The organism is Olivibacter sp. CPCC 100613 (assembly GCF_036959255.1).
Classification (GTDB): domain Bacteria; phylum Bacteroidota; class Bacteroidia; order Sphingobacteriales; family Sphingobacteriaceae; genus Olivibacter.
The window spans coordinates 850,905-875,012 of the sequence record NZ_JAWMTI010000002.1; the positions used below are offsets into that span (position 1 = coordinate 850,905).

18 protein-coding genes are annotated in these 24,108 nt (G+C 40.0%); 10 read left to right on the forward strand and 8 right to left on the reverse strand.

From position 1 onward, the window contains the following. Nucleotides 1–95 precede the first annotated feature (95 nt). Nucleotides 96–2,663, reverse strand: a complete 2,568-nt coding sequence (locus RYH73_RS10065; protein ID WP_335313292.1) for a TonB-dependent receptor — start codon at nt 2,661–2,663, stop codon at nt 96–98. Between the two features lie 120 nt (nt 2,664–2,783). Continuing rightward, nucleotides 2,784–3,965, reverse strand: coding sequence for a DUF418 domain-containing protein (locus tag RYH73_RS10070; RefSeq protein WP_335313293.1), 1,182 nt, complete (start codon nt 3,963–3,965; stop codon nt 2,784–2,786). 206 nt (nt 3,966–4,171) lie between these two features. Between RYH73_RS10070 and RYH73_RS10075 the strand changes: the two genes are divergently transcribed. Both RYH73_RS10075 and RYH73_RS10080 read left to right on the forward strand, forming a co-directional pair. Then, nucleotides 4,172–4,624, forward strand: coding sequence for a hypothetical protein (locus RYH73_RS10075; RefSeq protein ID WP_335313294.1), 453 nt, complete (start codon nt 4,172–4,174; stop codon nt 4,622–4,624). A 90-nt stretch (nt 4,625–4,714) separates the two neighbouring features. Beyond that, nucleotides 4,715–5,206: a hypothetical protein gene (locus RYH73_RS10080; RefSeq protein ID WP_335313295.1), complete on the forward strand. Its 492-nt coding sequence runs from the start codon at nt 4,715–4,717 to the stop codon at nt 5,204–5,206. A gap of 30 nt (nt 5,207–5,236) precedes the next feature. On the opposite strand, the gene RYH73_RS10085 is transcribed toward RYH73_RS10080, so the two are convergent. After that, nucleotides 5,237–7,339, reverse strand: coding sequence for an HRDC domain-containing protein (locus RYH73_RS10085; RefSeq protein ID WP_335313296.1), 2,103 nt, complete (start codon nt 7,337–7,339; stop codon nt 5,237–5,239). 315 nt (nt 7,340–7,654) lie between these two features. Next, nucleotides 7,655–8,365, reverse strand: a complete 711-nt coding sequence (aqpZ, locus tag RYH73_RS10090; RefSeq protein ID WP_335313297.1) for an aquaporin Z — start codon at nt 8,363–8,365, stop codon at nt 7,655–7,657. 203 nt (nt 8,366–8,568) lie between these two features. Here aqpZ and RYH73_RS10095 point away from each other — a divergent pair, with 203 nt between their 5' ends. Further along, entirely contained in the window at nt 8,569–8,844 is a 276-nt protein-coding gene (locus RYH73_RS10095; protein WP_335313298.1) for an Ada metal-binding domain-containing protein, read from the forward strand. Nucleotides 8,845–8,855: 11 nt separating this feature from the next. Beyond that, a complete protein-coding gene (locus RYH73_RS10100; protein ID WP_335313299.1) occupies nt 8,856–9,569 on the forward strand; it encodes a 2OG-Fe(II) oxygenase in 714 nt (237 codons plus the stop codon). On the opposite strand, the gene RYH73_RS10105 is transcribed toward RYH73_RS10100, so the two are convergent. Both RYH73_RS10105 and RYH73_RS10110 read right to left on the reverse strand, forming a co-directional pair. Beyond that, nucleotides 9,544–10,503, reverse strand: coding sequence for a DNA-3-methyladenine glycosylase family protein (locus RYH73_RS10105; protein ID WP_335313300.1), 960 nt, complete (start codon nt 10,501–10,503; stop codon nt 9,544–9,546). The two genes, RYH73_RS10100 and RYH73_RS10105, sit on opposite strands and share 26 nt — an antisense overlap. A gap of 34 nt (nt 10,504–10,537) precedes the next feature. After that, nucleotides 10,538–12,076 (reverse strand): sulfatase family protein, encoded by a 1,539-nt coding sequence (locus RYH73_RS10110; RefSeq protein WP_335313301.1) that lies wholly within the window; start codon nt 12,074–12,076, stop codon nt 10,538–10,540. A 229-nt stretch (nt 12,077–12,305) separates the two neighbouring features. On the opposite strand from RYH73_RS10110, the gene RYH73_RS10115 reads away from it, so the two are divergent. After that, nucleotides 12,306–12,698: a VOC family protein gene (locus RYH73_RS10115; protein WP_335313302.1), complete on the forward strand. Its 393-nt coding sequence runs from the start codon at nt 12,306–12,308 to the stop codon at nt 12,696–12,698. 12 nt (nt 12,699–12,710) lie between these two features. Here RYH73_RS10115 and glk read toward each other — a convergent pair whose 3' ends face one another. Further along, nucleotides 12,711–13,745 (reverse strand): glucokinase, encoded by a 1,035-nt coding sequence (glk, locus tag RYH73_RS10120; protein WP_335313303.1) that lies wholly within the window; start codon nt 13,743–13,745, stop codon nt 12,711–12,713. A 652-nt stretch (nt 13,746–14,397) separates the two neighbouring features. On the opposite strand from glk, the gene RYH73_RS10125 reads away from it, so the two are divergent. The 3 genes from RYH73_RS10125 to RYH73_RS10135 all read left to right on the forward strand — a co-directional run bounded on the left by RYH73_RS10125 (nt 14,398) and on the right by RYH73_RS10135 (nt 17,679). Continuing rightward, complete coding sequence (locus RYH73_RS10125) at nt 14,398–15,009, forward strand: TlpA family protein disulfide reductase (RefSeq protein WP_335313304.1); 612 nt, start codon at nt 14,398–14,400, stop codon at nt 15,007–15,009. Between the two features lie 178 nt (nt 15,010–15,187). Then, nucleotides 15,188–17,104 carry a gamma-glutamyltransferase family protein gene (locus RYH73_RS10130; RefSeq protein ID WP_335313305.1) on the forward strand — a complete coding sequence of 639 codons (1,917 nt, stop codon included), beginning with the start codon at nt 15,188–15,190 and terminating at the stop codon, nt 17,102–17,104. Nucleotides 17,105–17,118: 14 nt separating this feature from the next. Beyond that, nucleotides 17,119–17,679: a UbiX family flavin prenyltransferase gene (locus tag RYH73_RS10135; RefSeq protein WP_335313306.1), complete on the forward strand. Its 561-nt coding sequence runs from the start codon at nt 17,119–17,121 to the stop codon at nt 17,677–17,679. Between the two features lie 27 nt (nt 17,680–17,706). Here the strand turns inward: RYH73_RS10135 and RYH73_RS10140 are convergent, their stop codons facing one another. Continuing rightward, complete coding sequence (locus tag RYH73_RS10140) at nt 17,707–18,732, reverse strand: LacI family DNA-binding transcriptional regulator (RefSeq protein ID WP_335313307.1); 1,026 nt, start codon at nt 18,730–18,732, stop codon at nt 17,707–17,709. A gap of 370 nt (nt 18,733–19,102) precedes the next feature. Between RYH73_RS10140 and RYH73_RS10145 the strand changes: the two genes are divergently transcribed. Beyond that, nucleotides 19,103–22,279 (forward strand): SusC/RagA family TonB-linked outer membrane protein, encoded by a 3,177-nt coding sequence (locus RYH73_RS10145; RefSeq protein ID WP_335313308.1) that lies wholly within the window; start codon nt 19,103–19,105, stop codon nt 22,277–22,279. Between the two features lie 18 nt (nt 22,280–22,297). Further along, nucleotides 22,298–23,815, forward strand: a complete 1,518-nt coding sequence (locus tag RYH73_RS10150; protein WP_335313309.1) for a RagB/SusD family nutrient uptake outer membrane protein — start codon at nt 22,298–22,300, stop codon at nt 23,813–23,815. Nucleotides 23,816–24,108: the final 293 nt, after the last annotated feature.

The following is a 24,108-nucleotide window of genomic DNA, read 5'->3' on the forward strand; positions in this document are numbered from 1 at the left end:
TGAAGTTGGCACATACGATGCAATTGAATGTAATAGCCAGCCCCTTTGGATTGAGATCGCAATTAGCAATATTTCTCCCCATCCTCTTTGACGACCTATCTTATCGCTTTACCAAAGCTATAGCGAACAGTAGCACCGAAGGTGCGCGGATCACCTAATACAGCGGCATAATGTCCTGCATTACCCGCCGCAGGAAGTAATTGCTCAAAGTAATCTTTATCCAATAAATTCCGACTCCAAATAAAGAAAGACACACCTTGACTTGCCTGAAATCCAAGTCGTGCGTTCAACAATAGATAACCATCTACATTTAAATACCGGGATGGAGATGGACTTGACGAAAATGAAGAACGAAAATAAGAATCGAGTGCGAGGAAGTAACTTCCTCCTAAAGTAAGAAACTTACTTGGCAGATCAACCTGACCACCTAAAGACCCCGCCCATTTTGAAATCCCGGGCAGCCTTCCGCCTGAAATATCCTTGAAGGCAGATTCACCACCCGTTTCTTCTAATGGAACAGGCGCATTTTTAAAGGAAATATATTTACCGTCTGTATATGAAAGAGCGCCATACAAAGAAAAGACATTACCAATAAATACATTACCATCAAGTTCCGCTCCCCGTACACGCACTTTTTCTGCGTTTGCCAGATAGCCGCGGTTTACACCTACTTCTGCTGTTTGTACCTGTGTTTGAAAATCCTTAATATTCGTATTGTAAACCGCAAGATTTAAGGTTGCATTATCAGAAGGGCTTGTTTTTATACCAATCTCATAATGTGTAACGTATTCGGGTTTAATCTCCGCCAATTCTAACATTGGTTCACCATTACTGGTTGGCAAACCACCGAGATTGAGTCCCACCGGTTTGTAATTAGTTGAGAAAGTAGTGTAAGAATTAATACGATCATTAGGTTTATAGGCAAGCGTTAGTTGTCCTGACAAATTGGTATTATCGGTATTCGCATTAAACACTTGATCAGTATAAACGGCCCTTTTTATTGCTAAAAGCTCGGGATCATCCGTCTGAAGTCCACCGTAAGTTTGGCGGTTGAAATCTACTTTCTTGTCGTCGTAATTAAACCTGAGCCCCGGTAATACATGCAATTGATCGGTGATCGACCAGTCGAGCTGACCAAATACCGCACCACTAAAGGATGTCAACTTTGAATAGGTGCGAATACCATACCCATCAAGCAAACCCGGTGTTGCCCATAAATCACTTGTCGAATTTTGAGAGAATCGCCATTGCGCCGAACCCGATTCTTCTGTATGGTATGGATCTGTCTTTAATCGTTGCCCAATAGCATAAACACCAAAAACGCCACTTAGACGGGAAGAAAGATCACCGGCATAGCGAATCTCCTGTGACCACTGCTGATGTTTAGACGGTGCTTGTGAAAGTGATAAAACAGGAAGCCCCGTAAAATCACGGTCATTTGACGGATTCCAATTCCAATATCTCCATGCAGTAGTTGAAGTTAATGTGCCCGAACCGATTTTGATATCTGCATTTAAAGAAACACCACCCAAATCATTGTCTGATCGCCATGGTGTATCATGATCTATTTTTCTATCGAAAGGATTACGACTTGGCAGATTATAGCCGAGGTCCGCAATAATTTGCTCAAATTGTCTGTAAGCTGCGCGCTGCGTAGGTACTACACCAGCGACTACTTGAGCATAACCATTGGGACGTTGTCTCGACACATCACCTGCTAATACAATATTAATATTATTAGATGGCGCGTAGAGTAACTGCCCCCGAAATCCTAAATTATTAAGATCATTTACATGCTGGTCGGTAGCAACGTTGTATAATACACCATCTCGCTGAGTCCCCGAAAAAGAAACGCGCGCTGCTAAATTTCTGGTTAGTGGTCCTGTAACAGAAGTTTTTGCTTGAACGTAACCATAATTTCCATAGCTAGCCTCGAAATTAACCTCTGGTGTAAAACTAGCTTTGCGTGTAGTAATATTGAAAGCTCCAGCTGTTGTATTTTTTCCAAATAACGTGCCCTGAGGCCCCCGTAACACTTCTATACGTTCAACATCAATGAAGTCGAGCGTAGTTGCCGCCGGACGAGCAAAATAGACTCCATCTACATAAAAACCAACACCTGGGTCTATTCCATCATTTGTAAGTCCAAATGTAGAACCTAAACCCCTAATATTCAATGTTGTATTTCTAGGATTAGATGAGTATAACTGCACAGCGGGAACCAGTTCCTTTAATCGATTAACATTAAATGCACCTGCATTTTCAACGCGCGCTCCACCAATTACTGAAATAGGAATCGGAACATTTTGTACACGTTCGGTACGACGTCGTGCCGTAACGGCAACTTCCGAAAGCTGAAAATCATCTGTAAGTAATACAATATTTAGTTTACGCCCATTGACTTCTTGAACTTGAACATCTCTTGTCCGAAATCCTACGGAACTAACAGAAAGTGTAAAAGGTGGCACGCTTGCTGTCTGTATTGTAAACTCACCGTTCGCGTCAGTCACTGCTTTTAAATTAGTCCCCTTGATAAGTATCGTTGCGCCAAGAATGGCAATATCGTCCGCATCCTTGACGATACCAGTAATCGTCTGTTGTGCGAAAACAAACTGAGAAATTAGTGTTGTTAGAAAAAAGAGGAGTAGTTTTTGTTTAAACATAATAAAATCTATAGAATAAGTAGACAAATATAGATATTCTTTTGACATTCCATAGATTTTGTAAAAAATGGTTAAGATTAAATTTTAAAAAGTGTAAAAATGGGTATTAACGTGCCAGGATTATCTTATCCATGTTAACTTATGCCATAGACTTTCCAGTGGCCCCTGTTTATATCTTTTAAGCCACCACTTACAACATAAGACCTGTAGAAAAAAGACAATAATACCAATACATAAACTTAGGGTATATCCGCAGTGTGGCGCTAGGTACAAGCCAAATGGAAAATAAAGGAAAGCACCTACAATTGATTGCATAATATAATTAGTGAGGCTCATCTTCCCATAATATCGAAATTTGGACGTAAGTCGTTTAAACTTCGCTGTTTGATATAGAAGAACGAAGGCAGATACCAATACAAAAGTAAAGGCCAGTTTTTGCCACATATCAAATACGACTCCGATCGTGCGCTTGATAAATTCGGTACTTCCCTGATCGTAAATATTCACTTTTAAGACATAGAGCGGGCCGTAAAGTATAGAAGCGAAAATAAGTGTAAACGTCCAAAAACGGATACTTCTTGGGGAAAACAAAAAAAGTTGCTTCCGTCCGATCAACAGACCTAAAAGAAATAGACCAGCCGTTTGAAGGAATCGCCCGGCACCTACCGCCCATAATAAGCTCGCCTTTTGCCCTAAAGTTAAATTCCCTAAGATAAACTTACTAAAATCCCCCTCACTTGTATAAGCAGCCACCATTTTATACATAGCTCCAACACCCAGATCGGGTAAAGTATAAGATGAATCCATTAGTTTTAAAATATAATGAACCCATTCAACGGGCTGTAACAGCAAAATCACGGCAGCTATAAGAATCGCCTGATCGCTCCAATTTCTTACAATGAATAGAAGTATACCAACGATCGAAAACAGTAATAATACATCTCCAGCCGGGAAAAAGGCAGCATTTAACGCCGCAAACCCTACCAATAACAAAAGTCGCCATAGAAACCTATAACCGAAATCATTTCCTTTTATTTGCTGATTCGTGTATTGTATATGAAAAGTAAACCCGAAAAGAAGCGCAAAAATGGCATAGGATTTCCCAGCGAACAACGAAAAGGTGATATCAAAGACCCCTTGATCTAAAATAGACAACCAATGTGGATAATTTGTGGAATCGGGATAAACGGGAAAGATAAAATGTTCTAAGTTATGAACTAATAGAATCGCCATCACAGCAAAGCCCCGCAATGCATCTACTACTTCAATACGGGGTATTTTTGTACTTATGTTTTCGTGCATTCTTTTTTAGGTTCTCTTAAAAGAATAAAGGTAATGATTTTTCCGCATATCGCTGCTACTACGAAATATGATCGGTCCTTTTTATATTTCTTATGAAGCCGTATCAAGATCAATGATTTTTTACAAGTCTAGATCAATTTCAGGTTGCATTTTTGCCCTAGAAGGTTCATTTTCAAAGAAGAGCCTGGCAATAAAATAGAAATCTTATGAAAAATCGAAAATTATTTATTCTCCTTGCTTTAAGCATTGTAAGTAAATGGTCGAACGCGCAAACAGTCATTAGTTTAAAACCAGAAGCAGAAATCCCTATGAAAGAGTTCAGTCTTCTTGTTAGCGTTCCTACGACCTATTCAAACGAGCTTGCAAAAGCTGTAAGTCCTGAATGGGAAAAAACGATTGCACGGTGGCAAAAAGAAGGTGTTTATGTCTATAGCTATGCCTTCCCCGGCGAAGGTTATATTATTAAAGGCGCGAAGAAGCAGGTCCGCAAAGGAGTTGTTGTAGCAAACAATACGCGCGTAGTTAGTAACATTATACTCCGAGCGGAAGATTTTCAAAGTGCTTTAAAATATGCAGCATATTGCCCTATTTTAAAGCATGGAGGCGTTGTTGAGGTACGTGAAGTTCCAACGAGATCACGTTTCCCGGTCGAACAGTAGCCTACAAAAGCAAGGCGGAAAACAGAAGTATGAATAATATTTAGTTCTTTTGTATAACAATTTCCGCCTTATCCATTATAGTAACCAATTATGAAAAATCAAACCAATTTACCGGTATCATCCATAGCTGTGAAAGTTTTAATAGTCGGTTTAATAGTAGGAACGTTCGACATCACGGCAGCCTTAATAAAATACTATCTAACAACTGGAAAAGATCCGGTGTTTATATTCAAATATATTGCAAGCGGAATATTTGGTTCAGAAGCTTTGTCTAGTGGAATACCTATCATTCTCATTGGGTTATTGTTACATTATGGCATTGCGATTTCGTTTACTGTATTTTTCTGCCTGCTGTATAATCGTCTTCCGATTATATCAAAGAACAAGGTATTAGCAGGCATATTTTATGGTCTCTTCATCTGGACTATTATGAATTTTTTGGTAGTTCCGCTCAGCAATACACCAAAAGGAGCCTTTAACTTGCCCCATGCAATCAAAGAACTGCTAATTTTAATCTGTATGATCGGCCTGCCCTTACCTTTCTTAGTCAGTTCCTTTGTTTTCAACAAGCGGACCGGTTAAAAATGGGCGTGAAAAAGATGCCTATGCTCACTAACCAAACAAATCGTGTTCACCGTGAAAATGACGAATGATCTTTACAAATTCATCACCTAATTCCTTTGCTTTTCCAACCCCTATCCCTTTTATTTGTGCCAATTCTCCCAACGATTTCGGCGATTTGGCTGCAATCGCCATACAAAGCTGTTCACTTAAAACAAGGTAATCTGCAAGCCCGGTCTTTTTGCTGTTCGCTGTCCGCCATGCAAAAATCTCGTTGAGTAATCGGGGGTCCACCAAATCGCTAATTTTAGGTTCAACCGCTATTTTCTTCACTTGATAAACAGGGGGGTGATTCAGCGCCGCTGTTATCATCGCTGCCGACAGTTCTTGCAAATCAGTTAGCGCCAAGTCGATCTGCAAAGCGGCTTGCTTCCCTTTCAAATGTATTAATAACTGATTATATATAGAGAAAAATTCGGGGTCAAGTCCCTCCTCGATAGGTAAAGTCACTAGTCCTTGGATTAGGTCCAATAGGGAGTCAACTTTGGGTTTAAAATAGATGATCGCCTGCTTTAGACGATGCAAAAAATTATCCTGTGCAGCAAGTGGAAGCCTCCAATCCAAATTGGCAAACTCCCGCATTAAAAATTTGTCAGCTACTTTTCTCACCTGATTCATTAAAATTTCCTCTATTTCACGAAGGTTTGCTACAATAAGTTCTTCCCTTACCAATGTACTCAACATGGATTTCAATATGTTCCATTCCAGTTCAATATTCTTAAAACCAAAAACATCAGCGATCCATTTATAAGCAGATTCTATTACCGCCTGGTCCAATAAGGCGTCCTGACCGCTTTGCATTCTGCACTTATTCATAAATGCAATTATACGCGGATCTGTCATTATGTTCTCGATTCTTATAGGTGCTTTCAACACCAAACCATCCAAATTTCTGCACCGACTGAGCGCCACATAGGTTTGACCATGCGCAAAAGCGGCTTCTACATCGATCACAGCTTTATCAAATGTCAAACCCTGGCTTTTGTGAATAGTGATTGCCCAAGCCAACTTAATAGGATATTGAGTAAAAGAACCGCTGGATGAGGATGCTATTTTCCCCTCCGATTCATTGAGAGTATATTTTGTGTTTTCCCAAGTCTCGGGTAATACGTCAAGCTCTGTGCCATCATCTAAAAAACGGACGCGAATGTTGTTCTGCATTGCCTTCATAATACAAGCGGTGCGCCCGTTATAGTATTGCTTCTTACCACTTGAGTCGTTTTTTATAAAAATAACTTGCGCTCCCACTTTGAGGCTTAATTCCAGTTCAGCAGGGTAGGCATCTTTGGGAAAATCACCAACAACCCTCGCTTTGTATACCACCACCTCTCCTTCCAGCTCTTGTAAGCGAGCCTCATTGATTTGCCGTACAGAATTATTATGTGTCGAAAGTGTGACGTAATCCGTCAATGCTGTTGCAATTTCCGGCTTATATTGTTGATTCAGAACCGTGAGAAGCGAATCATCAATATTAGCATCTCTAATACTATTTAGCATACGAATAAAGGTAGGGTCTGCCTGTCGAAAAACTTCGGTCAGTTCAAAACTGAATAAGGGCAAGGATTCAAAAGCCCAGCTATTGAAAAAATAAGGGCTAACATAATATTGCTGTAAAACAGGCCAATCATGCTGATAAACCGGTGGTAATTGATAAAGGTCACCAATCATCAGCAACTGAACACCACCGAATGGTCGAGTAGAACCTTTGATGTTCCTTAATATCAAATCAATTCTGTCAATAACATCCGCACGAACCATACTAATTTCATCGATGATGAGCAACTGCAGACTGATAAGCAACTTAGCTTTATCGGGCGACATATGCAGCGGCTTACCGGAATGGAAATCGTCGGGGTTCCTTTGAGGAATCAATGGACCAAAAGGTATTTGAAAAAGCGAGTTGATAGTAACACCACCTGCATTCAAAGCAGCAATAGCAGTGGGTGCCACGATCGCCAGATTTTTCGTTATAGTCGTTTTTATATGATGAAGAAAAGTAGTTTTCCCCGTTCCAGCTTTACCAGTTAAAAATATCGGTTTATCTGTTTTTGTTAAGAAGTCGATAACACGTTTATGGATAACGTTTAAATTCATATAGCTATGTATCTACAAAATTTTATAGAAGACCTTGCAAACAAAGTTAGCAAAATCGTGTGCACGTGGGCTCATTGTCTTGTCTTTTCTGAAATTTATTTGATTTTAACATGGCCCTAGGTATGACGACAAAAGGTCATTAACTACCTAAAAATATGAAAGACACTTTTTTAATTGATCGCCTTGGAAGGTGGCTCCTAAAGAACGAGAGGATAGCAGAGCTGCTAGAGGGTGAAGAATCAGGTTCAGTGTAACCTATCAATATACAACAGGGGTAGCCTAACGGTTACCCCTGTTGAAAATCATATAAAAAAGTCAGTTCGTTCCGTTCTTCTGAATAAGCGATTTGTAAATTAAGCCCCCTATGATTGCCCCTGCAATGGGTGCTACCCAAAACAACCATAATTGACTAAGGTACTCTCCACCCGCGATCACCGCCTGTGAAGTAGAGCGCGCAGGATTTACTGATGTATTTGTTATGGGAATGGAAATGAGATGGATTAAAGTAAGTGCCAAGCCAATGGCAATACCCGCAAATTTACCATTAGCAAACTTATCCGTTGCTCCTAGGATCACGATAAGAAAAAAGGCCGTTAATACGGTTTCTGCCAGAAAGGCCGCACCAAGCTGATAACCATGAGGAGACAAAGCACCGTAACCATTTGCGGCAAAAGCTCCAGCCTTCGTATTATCAATTGCCAGAGGACTCGCATTCCCCGCTAATATCAAGTACAGGATGGCTGCAGCAGCAAGTGCCCCCAAAACTTGGGAGAGAATGTAAGGCAACAAGTCTTTAGCGGGAAAGCGTCCACCTACAAGAAGTCCAATTGAGACTGCAGGATTAAAATGCCCGCCCGAAACATGACCTACAGCGTAAGCCATAGTAAGTACTGTTAAACCGAAAGCAAACGCTACTCCCATATAGCCAATGCCTAAATCTGGTATACCTGCTGCAAACAGTGCGCTTCCACACCCCCCAAAAACCAACCAGAAAGTTCCGAAAAATTCTGCAAAATAGTTTTTCATAATTTGTTTTTAAAATAATTGGAAAAGTGATTATCAGCGATTTACGCTAAGTAAATATATTAATTTATTTTAAAGAAAGGTAATTTTTTTAATTCTTGTTACAGTCAACTGAGATATGTGCAATTATGTATTCCTCAAAAACAGCAATTTTCGGGTTTCCTATATAATAAGCATCAATTTATTTTGAAGAAAATAATTTATACATGTATCAACATACTGAACTTGGAGGAAGCCCTGAAGAAATAAAGGCCAAGCTGCATTGGCTGATTCGCAAGGGGCGTGTAAGCTTAGCTGGATATAGGCCCAAAAAAATATATGGCTTATTATCCTGCATTTCAGGCAAAAGAATGAAAATTGTTCATCGTGTGTTCTTTTATGATGAGCAGGAGGCAATTCATCACGGATATCGTCCTTGTGGTCATTGTTTAAAAAATCAGTATCAGAAATGGAAATCAACAAAACAAAAATCGTTCACCTAGCATCAACTCATATGGAACATTATTTTTCATCAATAGAAGAACAAGATTGGACTCGCCTTTCGTCAATATTGCATAAAAAAGGTTTTGCTATTATAAAAAATGTCATTCCAAAGGACATATGTAAATTGTTAATCGAAAGCTACAACAATGATACGCTTTATAGAAAGACTGTTATAATGGAAAAATATCGTTTTGGCTTAGGCGAATATAAATATTACAACTACCCACTACCGCCACTCATCTCGTCCTTGCGGGAAATGATTTATCCAAAAATTGTATCGGTGGCCAATCAATGGATGAACGAGCTGAACTTAGACACCCGATTTCCGCTTGTTTTTAACGAAATGCAAAGGCGTTGCCAAGAACAAGGACAGATGAAACCAACCGTACTAATATTAAAATACCAGAAGGGTGGCTTTAATACATTGCATCAGGACTTATACGGACCGGTTTACTTTCCTTTGCAGCTGGTTGTTGTACTTAATCAGATTGAAAAAGACTATACCGGGGGCGAATTTGTTATCACTGAGCAAATACCCCGTGCGCAATCAAAAGCCCATGTACTGCAACCGGACCAGGGCGACTTATTGATATTTACGACAAGTTTTCGATCGACAAAGGGAACCAAAGGTTTTTATAAAATAAACATGAAACATGGGGTAAGTCCGCTACATGGAGGTCAACGGTATGCCCTTGGCATCATTTTTCACGATGCACTGAGTTAATCTTCACATTTTTAGACAGGCTATGCCATAGATAGAAAACAAGGTAAGATTCCCAACCCTCAAATTGCCTGAAGAAATGTTTAGTGCCTACCAAGTCTGTTTTGTTTGCAATTATTTGGTGCTGAATAAGAGCATTCGATAATCCGGCGTCACCATACGGTACACTGTTATTTATTCTTATGCATTTCATCAAGACGTAATTTGCGGTCCAAAGACCAATCCCCTTAATCGACATTAACAATCGTTGCTGCAACTCAAAGCTTGCTTGTTCAATTAGCACTTTCTTATTGATTCGGCCCTCTAAAAAAGCTTTAGCTACTTCAAGAATATAATTTGCTTTGCTTTTAGAGAGCTGTATCCGAAGTAAATCCTGCGGATCTACCGTTTTAAAATCTTGAGGAGAAGGGAAAATGTAAAAAGTTTGGTTTTGGCAATTAACCTGTTTACCAAATTCTTCCACTAAACGTCGTTTAATTTTGTAAGCAAATGTAAGATTGATCTGTTGCCCAATAATACACCAAACAATCGCTTCAAAAAGATCAGGAATACCAATTAAGCGTAGGCCATAAAACGTGTCGGACATATAATTCAATCTTTCATCAAACGATATAGCACGGTAATAATCCTCCAAATCATTTTCAAGGTCAAACCATTCCGTCAAATACCGTTTGATATAATCAATGGTTTGTTCTTTTAGTTTTCCGCTGATTATCGTTACTTTTAATCCTTCAATATCACCAAAGACATCGAAGATAATCTCTTCATTTTCTACAATCAAGGCTTTTCGAAAATGATCTCGGTAAACACGAATCAAGCAATCATCGTATCCTCTATCAAGAAACCATAGGCATTCTTTAAAATTAAAGGGACCATTAACCGGTATTATTAATTGCTGATTTTGCATGGCCCAAGTTAAAGAAAGGATTGTCAACATGCAATCCGTTTCTTGCGGTCGTTTCGAAATGAAATCACTTATGCCCCATACGTTCCTTTTCCAAAAGTTCTGCCATTTCTTTTACTACTTCAGGATACCTTGCCGCAACATTTTTCTTTTCACCAATATCGTTAGACAGGTCATATAATTGGACAGTTGCTGCATTCCCCAGTTCGGTATCCGTTAATTTAGCATATACTGGTGCATTGCTAGGCTCAATATATTTCCAGTTGTCCTTGATGATTCCCAGGCTCCCGGCATGTTCAACCAAATGAGATCGACCATGATTTTTTGTACCGAGAAAAACATCCCATAGTGACTGACTATCAACGGCTTCTCCCGATGGTATTTTCTGATTCAACATATCAGCGACAGACGCCAATAGATCCATCTGGCAGATAAGCGCGTTCGAGACTTTCTTCTTGGCTACTCCTGCACCACTTACAATGAAAGGCACTCGCGTCCCCCCTTCGAAAATACTGTACTTTCCTCCTCTTAATGATCCCGCGGGCATATGACCATTACGGAGCGTTACAGCACCATCGTCATATCCATCATCAAGTACCGGCCCATTGTCGCTGGAGAAAATAATGATCGTATTATCCGCTAAACCAAGCGTTTCAATTTGTTCTACAAGCTGTCCCACTGTCCAATCAAGTTGAAGGATAGCATCCCCACGATAACCGAGATTGCTTTTACCTTTAAATCGAGTGGCAGGCATTCGAGGGACGTGAGGCTCTGTCAGCGAGAAATAAAGAAAAAAGGGTTCCTTCTGATTTTTTTCAATAAACTCTTTGGCAACCGTTAAAAATGTAGTGGAAATCTCTTCATCCACCCACCTTGAACGATGGCCCCCACTCATATATCCAATACGCCCAATACCGTTCACAATTGTCTGATTATGTCCATGTCCTGAGGATGATGGCATTTTCAATAATTCGGGATGTTCCTTACCAGTAGGGTCATTACCTACCTTGTGTTCATAATCTACTTCGATCGGGTCGTCGTCTTCAAGCCCGAGCACACGCTGGTTCTCCATAAACACGGTCGGCACACGATCGGCAGTCGCCGGAAAAATGAAAGAATAATCGAAACCAACTTCATTCGGACCTGGCTTAATCTCTCCATTCCAGTTCTTCTTCACTTGCATACCTAGTCCCAAATGCCATTTACCAACTATTGCCGTTTGGTAACCAGCTCTTTTAAAAATTTGGGGCAATGTGACTCGGTCGATAGGTATAATAAGTTTAGCGTCACCGGGAAGTATCCCCGTTCCCTGTTGCCTCCAAGGGTAAATACCCGTTATCAGTCCGTATCTGGATGGTGTACAGGTGGCAGATGTACTGTGTGCATTCGTAAAGCGTGTCCCCTCGATGGCGAGACGATCTAAATTGGGAGTTTGTATCTGAGTTGCACCATAAGCACTTACATCACCATAACCTAAGTCATCGGCGTAGATATAAATAATATTAGGTCTTGAAGATTTCTGTTGCGCATTTCCGATAAAGGGAATGATAAACTGGATGATTAAGCTTGCTATAGCAAATATTTGTTTCGATATTGTTGATTTCATAACTGGTTTTACATTTTCTGTTCTCGATTTGGCTCGTTTTGCCCTATTGAACAATTTTAAGGCTTAATAACTTTAAAACCAAAAAGGATGTAAACGCAACCGTTTGCGAGCTAGAAAAATTTAACGACAGCGTCACGAACAAGATTGCTATTCAATTGTTACCAGTGAAAGAAAAATAGTTCAATCTTAGAATAAATGAATGATTGAACTACTAATTTGAGGAATCATTATGTTACAAAACAATCAAGTTTTCGGCAGCTATTCCACAGACGATTTGGGAAAAGCCGAAGCGTTTTACAAAGATACCCTAGGATTGGGCGTAGTACGTGCTGAAATGGGCGTACTTGAGCTTCACCTGAAGAACGACCATACCGTCATTATTTATCCAAAAGAGAATCATAGCCCCGCCACTTTTACGGTGCTCAACTTTGTTGTAGAAGATATAGTTGCCATGGTCAATCAATTGACAACCAAAGGCATCCAATTCATTTCCTATACAGGAGAAATTCAAACCGATAAAAACGGAATTGCCAATGCGGATGGTTCTAGACCAGGCCCGAAGATTGCTTGGTTTACCGACCCTGCCGGTAATATTTTATCGATACTTGAAGAAAGTACTTAATTGCACTTGAGCTCATACATCCTTACCAAAAGCACCATAATATGCCGCGCCAATCAACGCAGCTCTGCTTTTTAAAAGCAGATGGATTGGCACATGCTGTAGGAGGACTTCCATACGATCACTTTGGATAAATTGTTGGCGAAAAAGTTCGTCCCGTAAAAGCGGGTATATTTTCGGAGGAATTCCGCCACCAAGATATAGGCCACCAGTAGCTTTCAATTTAAGCACCAAACTCGTTGCTTCCCGGGCCATATAGCTCACGAATAACTGCATCGCCTTAATACATGCATCATTCAGCTCACGCATGGCAGTATGACTTATTACCGCAGCAGGGTCTTCCGTATTTAATTTTTCGGTTAGCCAAGCCGGTTCCTTATATCCTTTAATCTCTCGTAAAAAGGAATAAATCCGGTGTATTCCCGCCCCTGAGATCAAATATTCCCAACTGATTAACGGGCTTTCTTTACGCAAATAGTGAAAAAGCTCTACATCGAGCTCCGTACGTGGAGAGAATTCGCTATGACCTCCCTCCGTAGCAAATGGTCTATAGTATTTTCCATCCCAAAAAAGACCTGCTTCTCCCAATCCTGTCCCCGGTGCCAGCACAGCAATATTGCCTGCTTTTTGTTCGCCTGAATATAAGGTTGCAAGGTCCTCCTTTGTAACACCGGCTAGGCCATAAGCAGTTGCCTCGAGATCATTCAATAAGCATACTTTATTCCAATCTCGATTCTGTTGCAACAATTTAGCATCGATACTCCACGATAAATTGGTCAATTTTACGGAATTGTTCACCACCGGCCCAGCTACACCTATAGATAATATATCAGGAGGTGTATCAAGACAGTTTTTTAGGTATTCGTCTAAAATGTCGTCGAAAGAATGGTAACGTTGGGAAGGAAAGGTTTTCTCGTTAAGCAATGTAATCCGTGTTTCTTCTACTTTGAATAAACCTAGACTTGTTTTTGTTCCCCCAATATCTGCAGCAAGCAGAGAAAAGTTTCTTCCATTTTTTTTATTGGGCAAATAGAGTGATAGATTGGTCATATTCTGTTTTTTTAATAAACATCGAAGTCTTCATTTTGATTGTTTCGTTTCACATTTTCTGAACAATAGCGGGTTTGTGCATATATGAAACAAAATTGAGACAGTGTAATAATCAGTTATTCTTTAATTAATTGTATTTTTACAACATGGGAGTGAATAGCTGTTTGAAAAAAATTCCGCCTATTCTTTTAGGGTTCATGTTGTCGATCATCGTATTCACTTCATGCCCTATGAAACAATGGATACTAAATCAAGTAAGCACAAAGGAACTTCCATCAAACAATCCAACTAAGCAAGCCTTAACTAGAGAAGGAAACTTCAAACTTAAGAAATATTTTTGCCAGCTTTATTCCAAAACTGATACGAGTTTTTTTAAATATAAACATACCGGTCAAACAATCTTCCTGATTTCAGCTTTTTTTTGCTGTTGCTTTCCGCTACTTTCCATTAATTTAAAATATATTTCATTTAATAAAAAGCAATGCTATCGCACTCCCCCTATCTACTTAAAATATCGGCAATTGCTAATCTGAAAAACGCTTGTTGACAGGAAAACTTTTGTAAACAATTCTTCCTATTATTTCGTACTCACATAAAGCAATACCTTAAATTCATCTATTGTTGAATATTGGTATTCCTAATTTTTTTAAATATGCCAAATCGACAAATCGTAAAAAAGAATGGATGGCAAAGGATTATCAATATTCTCTTTGTCATTGCCTTACTATTTATTGCAACCCTGCTGGTTATGCCTTCTTTTAAATCAACGGTACTTCAAGGACTCATGAAAATAGGCTTATTTAAGCCAAAAAATGAGTCCGTTATGAAGGCTGATAGACCTACCCATGCCCCTTTAAGCCATATTTCATTTAGGGATCAAGATAATCGAATTGTCAATTTAGGGGATCTAAAAGGAAAAGTTATATTCATCAACTTTTGGGCCACCTGGTGTCCACCTTGTATCGCCGAAATGCCGTCTTTGCAAAATCTTTATAACATGAAAAAACAGGATGAAGAGCTGGTGTTTCTTTTCGTTGAAACAGACGGAAATTTAAAAAAGGCGATTAAGTTCATGAATAAAAATCAGTATGATCTTCCCACCTACACACCTAATAGTCCGATTCCTGCAGATCTTCTAGGTTCTACTATTCCAACCACCGTGATCCTAAATAAAAGTGGCGAAATCGCATTCAAGCATGAAGGGATGGCAGACTATAGTCATCCAGATGCTACAAGACTCTTGGATAAACTAAAAGCACAATAAATTTATTGCCCTGGTTGATTTCAGGAAGAATTCGCCAGGGCCGGCTTTTAACATGTATTTCCAAGCCTTCAAAGTAAAACCTTCGTAATAAGGTCACCGTAAGACGCCAAGTTTTGAAACGCGTATACTCAGTCAATTTTCCTATCTTTGATTCCGCATCAAAACAGGCGTTCTTGTTATGAAATATTTTTTCTTATACCTCTGTACCCTTTTGCTGTTTTTCATGCCGTCATTTGGCCAGCAAACACAAAAACCCCCATTATATGGCAAAAATTGGATGGCAATAACGGGTAAGCCATTAGCTGCTACTGCGGGCGCCATGATTTTTCAGCAAGGTGGAAATGCAATTGATGCAGCCTGTGCGATGCTAGCTGCAACGTGCACTATGTGGGATGTTTTAAGTTGGGGGGGAGAAACCCAGGCGTTAATTTATAACCCGAGAAGTAAGAAAGTAATTGCAATCAATGCCTTAGGTGTTGCTCCTACCGGAGCAACTGTCGATTTTTTTAAAGCAAAAGGATACGACTTTCCTCCTGAATACGGACCATTAGCAGCGGTAACACCAGGTACTCCAGGTGGACTTTGTTACATCCTGGCCCGTTATGGCACTTTAAGCTTGAAAGAAGTGCTGGCTCCTTCCATTGAGATGGCCACGGGGTATCCGATCGATGCTCAAACGGCTAATAGTATTGAACGCAACAAAGAAAAGATAAAAGAATGGCCTTACAGCAAAGCAGTATTTCTGCCACATCTCGGCAATGAACGTGAAGCTCCAATCGCCGGAGAAATCTTCCGACAGCCGCAATTATTAGTGACACTCAATAAACTCGTAGAGGCTGAACAACAAGCTTTGAAAGAAGGAAAAAGCAGAGCAGATGCAATTATGGCTGCTTATGATCGTTTTTACAAAGGCGATATCGCCGATGAGTTCGTACGCGGATCAAGTGAACAAGGAGGCTTAATTACCAAGGCAGACTTAGCGAATTGGAAACCGCTTGAAGAAGAACCGTTGCATGTGAATTATCGTAATGTTGAAGTATACAAACTTCAAGAATGGACACAAGGACCCGCTTTATTGCAGAGTTTAAATATACTTGAAAACTTTGATCTCAAAAGCATGGGGTATAACTCTGCTCAGTACATTCACACGCTTTATCAAACCATGAATTTGGCTTTTGCAGATAGAGACTTTTATTATGGAGATCCCTCTTTTAAACCGCATCCTCCTATTCGCGGCTTACTCGATAAGAGTTATGCCAAAGTACGGGCGTCGATAATACCAAAAGATAAAAATATTGCGCTTGCCCTACCGGGCGACCCCTTTCCGTTTCAAAACGAGCACAATCCCTTCGGCGATCTATTAAAGAAACGATCTCTATTATTAGACACCAATAAAAATGAAGGGCTTAAGGATTTTGTACCTAAACATGATGCTTCCAATCATGCTCAATTATATGACAAGGTAACTGAAGACAGTCTTTATCATGATCGCCTTTGGCGAGGGACAACCAGTGTCGTTGCAGCAGACAAAGAAGGTTGGCTTATTGCAATTACGCCCAGTGGTGGTTGGGTGCCCGCCTGCATTGCGGGGAATACCGGAGTAGGAATGAGCCAACGCTTGCAGAGCTTTGTGCTCGACTCGACCATTAACCCGTATAATGTGATACAACCCGGTAAACGACCGCGTGTGACTTTAACGCCTTCCCTGGCATTAAAAAATGACAAACCTCTTTTGGCCTTTGCCGTACAAGGTGGCGATACGCAGGATCAAAACCTCTTGCAATTCTTCCTTAATACCGTTGAGTTCGGTATGACCGTGCAACAAGCAACTGAAGCAGCTAATATTAACAGCAATCAACTTTGGTTATCCTTAGGTGGCACCCAAATGAAAGATCGAATTCCTAAATCCGGCAGTATTTTATTGAATAGTAATACCAATGAAGAAGTGAGAACAACGTTGAAACAAATGGGTTACAACATGACTTTTGGCGAACGTACGAGTGGTCCGATAAATGCTATCTTTGTTGACCAGGAACATGGTACCTTTTGGGGAGGAAGCAGCAATCATGGAGAGGACTATGGTATTGGTTGGTAAAGTTTTCAGAAAAAATGACTAAACAAAGAATAGTAGTAGGCATCAGTGGTGCTACAGGCATTCAGTATGGAATAAAAGCACTTGAACTACTGCAAAAACTAGGCGTTGAAACACATCTTATTATCAGTAGGGCTGCCGAAATGGTCAGGACTTACGAAACAGACTATAAACATGAACATATTGTTTCACTCGCACATAAGGTTTATTCCCTATCAGATGTTGGAGCAGCCATCTCCAGTGGTTCCTTCAAAACGATGGGCATGTTAATCGCACCCTGTTCGGTAAAAACAATGTCAGAAATTGCGACAGGTGTAACCAGCTCACTTTTATCACGAGCTGCCGATGTAACTTTAAAGGAAAGGCGACGACTCGTCCTACTTTTTAGAGAAACCCCTTTGCATGCAGGTCACTTAAAAACCATGTTGCAAGTAACTGAAATGGGTGGTATTGTGATGCCTCCGGTACCCGCTTTCTATATGCAGCCCCAAACGATGGAAGAGATGATTACACATACCGTAGCTCGCGCACTGGATTTATTTGGCTTTGACATTGATATACCTAGGTGGGAAAAATAGCTACCTATTAGCGCGCTAACGCTATACCTACACCAGCTTTTCCGTCGAATCTCTCAAAATTAATCGAGCAGGTAATTCCTTGTGAAAAGTCTTATCATTTACCTTGCCAAGCTTTAAATCGAGCAATAATCGATCAATAATTAACTTAGCCATCTCTTCAAGTGGCTGTTCAACCGCTGTTATACCTGGTTGAAATAAACGAAGCGCTTCATTATCGTCAAATGCCACCACCGCAACTTTGGTAGGCATTTTAATTTTTTTACTTCTCATCACCTCCAAACCACCAACCGCTAAATAATTGGTAGCGAAGCAGATACTATCTATCGTTGGATTATTTTTTAAGAATTCTTCAAAATCTGACTGCAAACGTTCTTTTCTTTCTTTATAGGGAATGTAAAGGATATATTCTTCCAACTTGCGCTCCTTTATTAATTTTTTATACCCTTCAAGCCGGCTAAGCATTTGGGTTTGCTGCGAATCAGTTGTAATCAGGGCAATATGTTTTTTCCCTTTATTTGCCAAATGTTCACAAGCCTCATACATAGCATCCTCATTACTGATTCCTATATAATGTGAATCAATCATTGGTAAATACCTATCAAAAAGTACAACAGGTCTATTTTCTTCCCTTAACTGTTTAATTTCATCTTCGAGACCTTCCGTAGGGCAAATTATATAACCGTCCACCCCCCTATCTCTAAACATGCGTATAAGCTCAACAGCCTTTTCCGTCTGCCCATTCGTACTACTGTAAATTATTTTATACCCATTGTTATAGGCCTGTTCCTCTATTAAGGAAGCAATTTGCGAAAAAAAAGGATTGCCGATATTTTCAACAATAAAGCCAATTGTATTCGTTTTACCGGTCACCAAACCTCTTGCAAGGTAATTTGGTGTATAACCCACTTCTTTTACATAAGCCAAAACACGTTCAGCAACTTGTGCACTTATTCGCATTTCTTCGGCCTTCCCATTCAAGATGAAAGAGATCGTGGTATTGGAAAGCCCCAGGGCCTTCGAAATATCTTTAATGGAGATTCTATTTCTTTTCATTGATTATGCAATTGGTAATAGCATTGTTTAGCTGATAAGGTTGTGGTAAAGATAATATTTAAAGAAAGAAAAAGGCAATCGTTTTCACATAATTGTTAAAAATATTCGCGAATTGCGCCCTTTATCCGCACAAATTTGAGAAAGTTCTTTGATATTAACATTTTTATTAAGAAGTTAGCCGACTATTAATATAAACAAGCTAACAAACCAGAACAACCATGATGAACAATTTTGCCTTTAAAACTAAAACAATTTAGCTAAACGAAAGTTTCGCTCTTTATTTTTTAGATCATCACTAAAGCGATTTAGTGATTAACTCATTTGCAACCTGCATGAATTAAGCATTTTATATTCTGAATATTAAACATTTATGACCAATCAAAAAAACAAACCAATTAAAAACATAGCCTTAACCGGAAGTTTGGCTTTGTTGATGTCTGTTGGAATACCGTTCTGTCCATCACAGGCGACGGCATCGGGCAGATTAACTTCCAAATCTTCTTATCTTCCTGTTAAGAAGCAACAACAAGTAGCCGGTACGGTAACCAGCGCTACTGATCAAAGTCCCCTACCCGGTGTTTCGGTTTTAGTCAAAGGATCGGCGAAAGGAGTCACCACAAATGAAAAGGGGCAATTTACAATTGAGGCGGCTCCTTCTGATATATTAGTATTTAGCTATGTGGGCTATTTAACAAGCGAAAGGACGGTCGGAAGCTCAACCAACGTCAATGTTGCGCTACAAGAAGACAGCCAAAGTTTAGATGAAGTTGTTGTTGTTGGTTACGGAACACAGCGAAAAGTAGATATCACAGGCTCCGTAGCTGGTGTTAAATCGGAAGAACTTACCCAACGGCCAGCTCAAAACGTTAACCAAGCGCTAAGCGGTCGAATAGCCGGTGTAAATGCATCTACAAACTCAGGAAGACCTGGGGGGAGAACTCAAGTTCGTATTCGTGGATTTAGTTCAATCAACGCGACGAATGAACCACTTTATGTAGTTGATGGAATTATTTTCACTGAAGATATCTCTACGATTAATCCGGGCGATATTGAGTCTGTTGACGTTCTTAAAGATGCTTCTTCAACCGCAATTTACGGAACACGTGGTGCAAATGGGGTGATTATGATCACCACAAAACGCGGAAAAAAAGGGCAAAGTCAAATCAATTACGATGCCTTTATGACCGTGAACAAAATGACGCGTAAACAGGATGTACTTAATTCCTCTGAATGGATGGAAGTGGAGGCTTTGGGTTATAAAAATGCACAAAAATACGATCCTGAAGGTTTTGCGGCAGGTAAATATGAAGATCCTGCGGAAAAACACAAACGTTATGCTGTGGGTAACACGTTCGGTAACAGGGAGCTGTTTACTGCTGACGGACAACCGCTTTATGATGTAGATTGGCAAGATCTACTGACACGCACTGCTATTGGGCAATCACATAATTTGTCTTTTACAGGAGGAAGCGATAAATCTACTTACGGTTTATATCTCGGTTATTTTGATGATCAGGGAATTATTGTAAATAGCTTTCAAAAAAGATATAGCGCACGAGCCGTTATCGATCATCAGGTGCGTGACTGGTTGAAAGTAGGAGGAACAATAAGTTATTCTAACAATACGGAACGCAGACAAGATGATGGTGTGGGCGGAAATATTCCTCCACGAATGATGATCGAAATGGTTCCATTCGTTCCTTATCAATATCCAGACGGTACATACGGCCGTCGTGAGGATTATGATGGCTTAGAAACCGGTGATAACCCGAGAGCACAAGCGGATGAAATTACCCGTCTTTATAAACGCAATGTATTCACAGGAAATGCTTACGCTAAAGTTACTTTGATGGATGGCTTAGATTTCACGTCTACGATCGGTGCTAATGTGCGTGATCAACACCAACCTTATTTTGTAAGTAGTTTATCGAACTTCGACGGTGGTTTAGGGCGTACATTTGCTCGCATAGGTGCTGAAAGTTCTTATTTCTGGCAATGGTCCAATCACATCAATTACAACAAAACATTTGGAGACCACAATATTAGTGCGACCTTAGGTACAGAAGCGCAAAAATTTGAAGTGTTAGAATGGGAAGCATCCGCGAACGATATCGCTGATGACTTTTATCAATGGAACAACCTGGGCATGGGAGCTACACCGATGCCTCCCACTTCTGACGTTCAGAACTACCAAATGAATTCTTATTTTGCCCGTGCGAATTACGGTTATAAGGATAAATACTTGTTAACTGTTACAGGTCGTTTCGATGGTTCGTCACGCTTCGGTGAAAACAATAAATTTGCCTTCTTCCCATCTGCTGCCGCCGCTTGGCGTATTTCGGAAGAGGACTTCCTGAAAGGAAGTGAAACAGTAAGCAACCTGAAATTACGCTTAAGCTATGGCTTGACCGGTAACTCTGAAATTGATAGTTATCTATCAAGAGCAAACCTCCAATCTGGAAACTATGTATTTGACGGACGTCTTTCGGCAGGTACCATTATAAGTACACTACCTAACCCTAACTTAAAATGGGAAAAAACGGCTCAATACAATGCAGGTTTCGATTTAGGCTTACTGAATGATCGTATTAATATTGTGTTCGACGCTTATATCAAGAAAACATCTGATTTGCTTCTTGCAGCACCCGTTCCTGCTTCCAGCGGATATACAACGATGATGACAAATATCGGAGATATGAAAAACAGCGGGTTCGAGTTCGGCATTAATACGGTTAACATCGACAAAGGTGACTTCTCATGGACCACGGCATTGAACTTCTCTTATTTAAAGAATGAAGTAACCGCATTAGGTACAAACAATGAAGATGTATTTATGAACCCATTCTTCATTGGAAGCAACAGTAATATTCTACGCGTGGGCAACCCGGTAGGCAGCTTTTATGGATTGATCCGAGAAGGAACTTGGGGAACAGCTGAGGCAGAGGAAGCGGCACGTTATAATCGCTTGCCCGGTGATATCAAGTACCGCGACTTAAATAACGATGGCCAAATCAACGATGCCGATAGAACAATTCTTGGAAAAGGTATTCCTGATTTTTATGGTGGTCTTTTTAATACCGTGCGCTATAAGAATTTCGATCTTACACTCGAATTACAGTACTCTTACGGAAATGATGTATTCCGCATGAGCCAACACTCGTCAGAAGATCGTACCGGTATTGCTAATAGCTATGCTACTGTTTTAAATGCGTGGACTCCGGAAAACCAAAATACACCAATCGCTGAAATAAGAGGTGCGGGTGTTCGTTACGATACGTTGCTTGACTCCCATAAAGTTGAAGACGGGTCCTTTATCAGAGGTAAAAACCTGATGTTGGGGTATAATCTTCCTTCCAATGTACTTGAGAAGATCAAATTAAGCAGATTGAGAGTATATGCATCTGTTCAAAACTTCTTCTTAATAACGGATTACAGTGGCTATGATCCTGAAGTTACTACATACGATGATACCTTCGCACAAGGTATCGAGTTTCATGATTATCCAAAGCCAATGACATTTACATTTGGATTAAACGCAACTTTTTAATTTATAGACAAGAGAACAATGAAAAAATCTATTATATCCATCTTTGCGGCTGCCACCTTACTTACGGCGAGTTCGTGCAGCGAGAGTTTTCTGGATGAAAATAACAAGAGTAATCCGACACAGGATAGTTATTTTCAAAATGCAACCCAGGCTCAAACCTTTGTCAATGGGATCTATACGAATTTAAGATCTAATACGAGTGGTGACGGAATTGGTTACGGCGAGAGTCCTTGGATAAATATTGAATTATTGGTTGGTCATGCGACAACAAATTCACAAAGTAACTTTAATTTGGGCGTTATTAACCATACTACTGGGACGGAAAACCCTGGTTTTTACAGTTACTGGCAAGGTTTTTATGAAGGCATAGCTAACGCCAATGTAGCTATAAGCCGTATACCGCAGATTGACATGAGCGATACTGAAAAATCCAATTTAATGGGGCAAGCTTATTTTCTACGGGCCTATTATTACTTCTTTCTTACCCGTCTTTTTGGCGATATTCCCTTGGTGACACAACCTGTTGATCCAACTGACGACAGCCAATTGCGTCCGCAAAGAGCAAATAAAGAAGCAATATATGAACTTATTGTCAGCGACTTAACTGCCGCAGAAAACTCTTCGCTACCAGATGTAGATCGAACCGGAAGAACGTCTAAAGGGGCTGTGAAATCACTACTGGCTAACGTATATCTTACAATGGCCGGGTATCCTTTAAACAAGGGCGCTGAATATTATCAATTAGCAGCGGCTAAAGCAGCTGAAGTAACAACACAAGGAGATGCATGGTATCCCTTGTTTAGTAATCTAGACTTTCTTCACGACAGGCCAAATAAAAATTTGGGAGAATTCATTCTACAAGTACAATATCTTGGTGGTGTTGCAGAAAACAATATCACACAAATGATCATCCCTTACAACTCATCCATCTCAAAACATGGAGATGAATATGGGGCCTTAGTTCCAAGACAAGCATTTGTTAATAGTTATGAAGAGGGTGATAAACGTAGTGCGGAACGCGGGTTCTTCTTTACGAGTTCAGCAAGGGCAAAAAATGGTACAGGAACAATTACTTTTCCACCAGCTTTGTATAAATATTGGCTGGAAGCCTCCTCAGGGGTCAATGGGGATTTAACACCGGATATTAACTTTACATTAATACGTATGCCGGAAGTGTATTTAATCCAAGCGGAAGCTGAAAATGAAGTGAACGGTCCTACAGATGCAGCTTATGCTTCTTTAAACAAGGTAAGACAAAGGGCCGGTCTTGCACCACTAAGCGGTCTATCTCAAAGCCAATTCAGAGAGGCAGTATGGCGTGAAAGGTATCATGAATTATGCTTTGAAAACAAAGCTTATTTTGATATCCAAAGAACCCATAAAGCCTATAACCTAGCAGCTAATAGCTTTGTTGATTTAATCGGCTATAGAAATGAAAGTGGTACTACTTGGACGGAGAAATATTTATTATTACCGATTCCGCAACGGGAAATCCAAGCGAATCCGAATTTAGCACCAAACAATCCTGGATGGTAAATTTAATAAAAAGGTGATAGCCAGCAAAGAGGCAATTTTCAATATGAAAATTGCCTCTTTGCTTTATAGAGGGTATCGATAATCAATCCCTATTCTCTTTTACTTCCGTACGCACCAGAACCTCCTCTTATCTTCCTGTCTTCCCTAAAAACTTATATTTATTACTTCATAAAGAAATAGACTTAGTGGTGAGTACATTTCACAAATTAGCAAAAACTCTTTGATATTAATTTTTTTCTTAAGAAGTTAGCTTTTTGAAACAATACAAACTAACAAAAACCATTAAACTATGA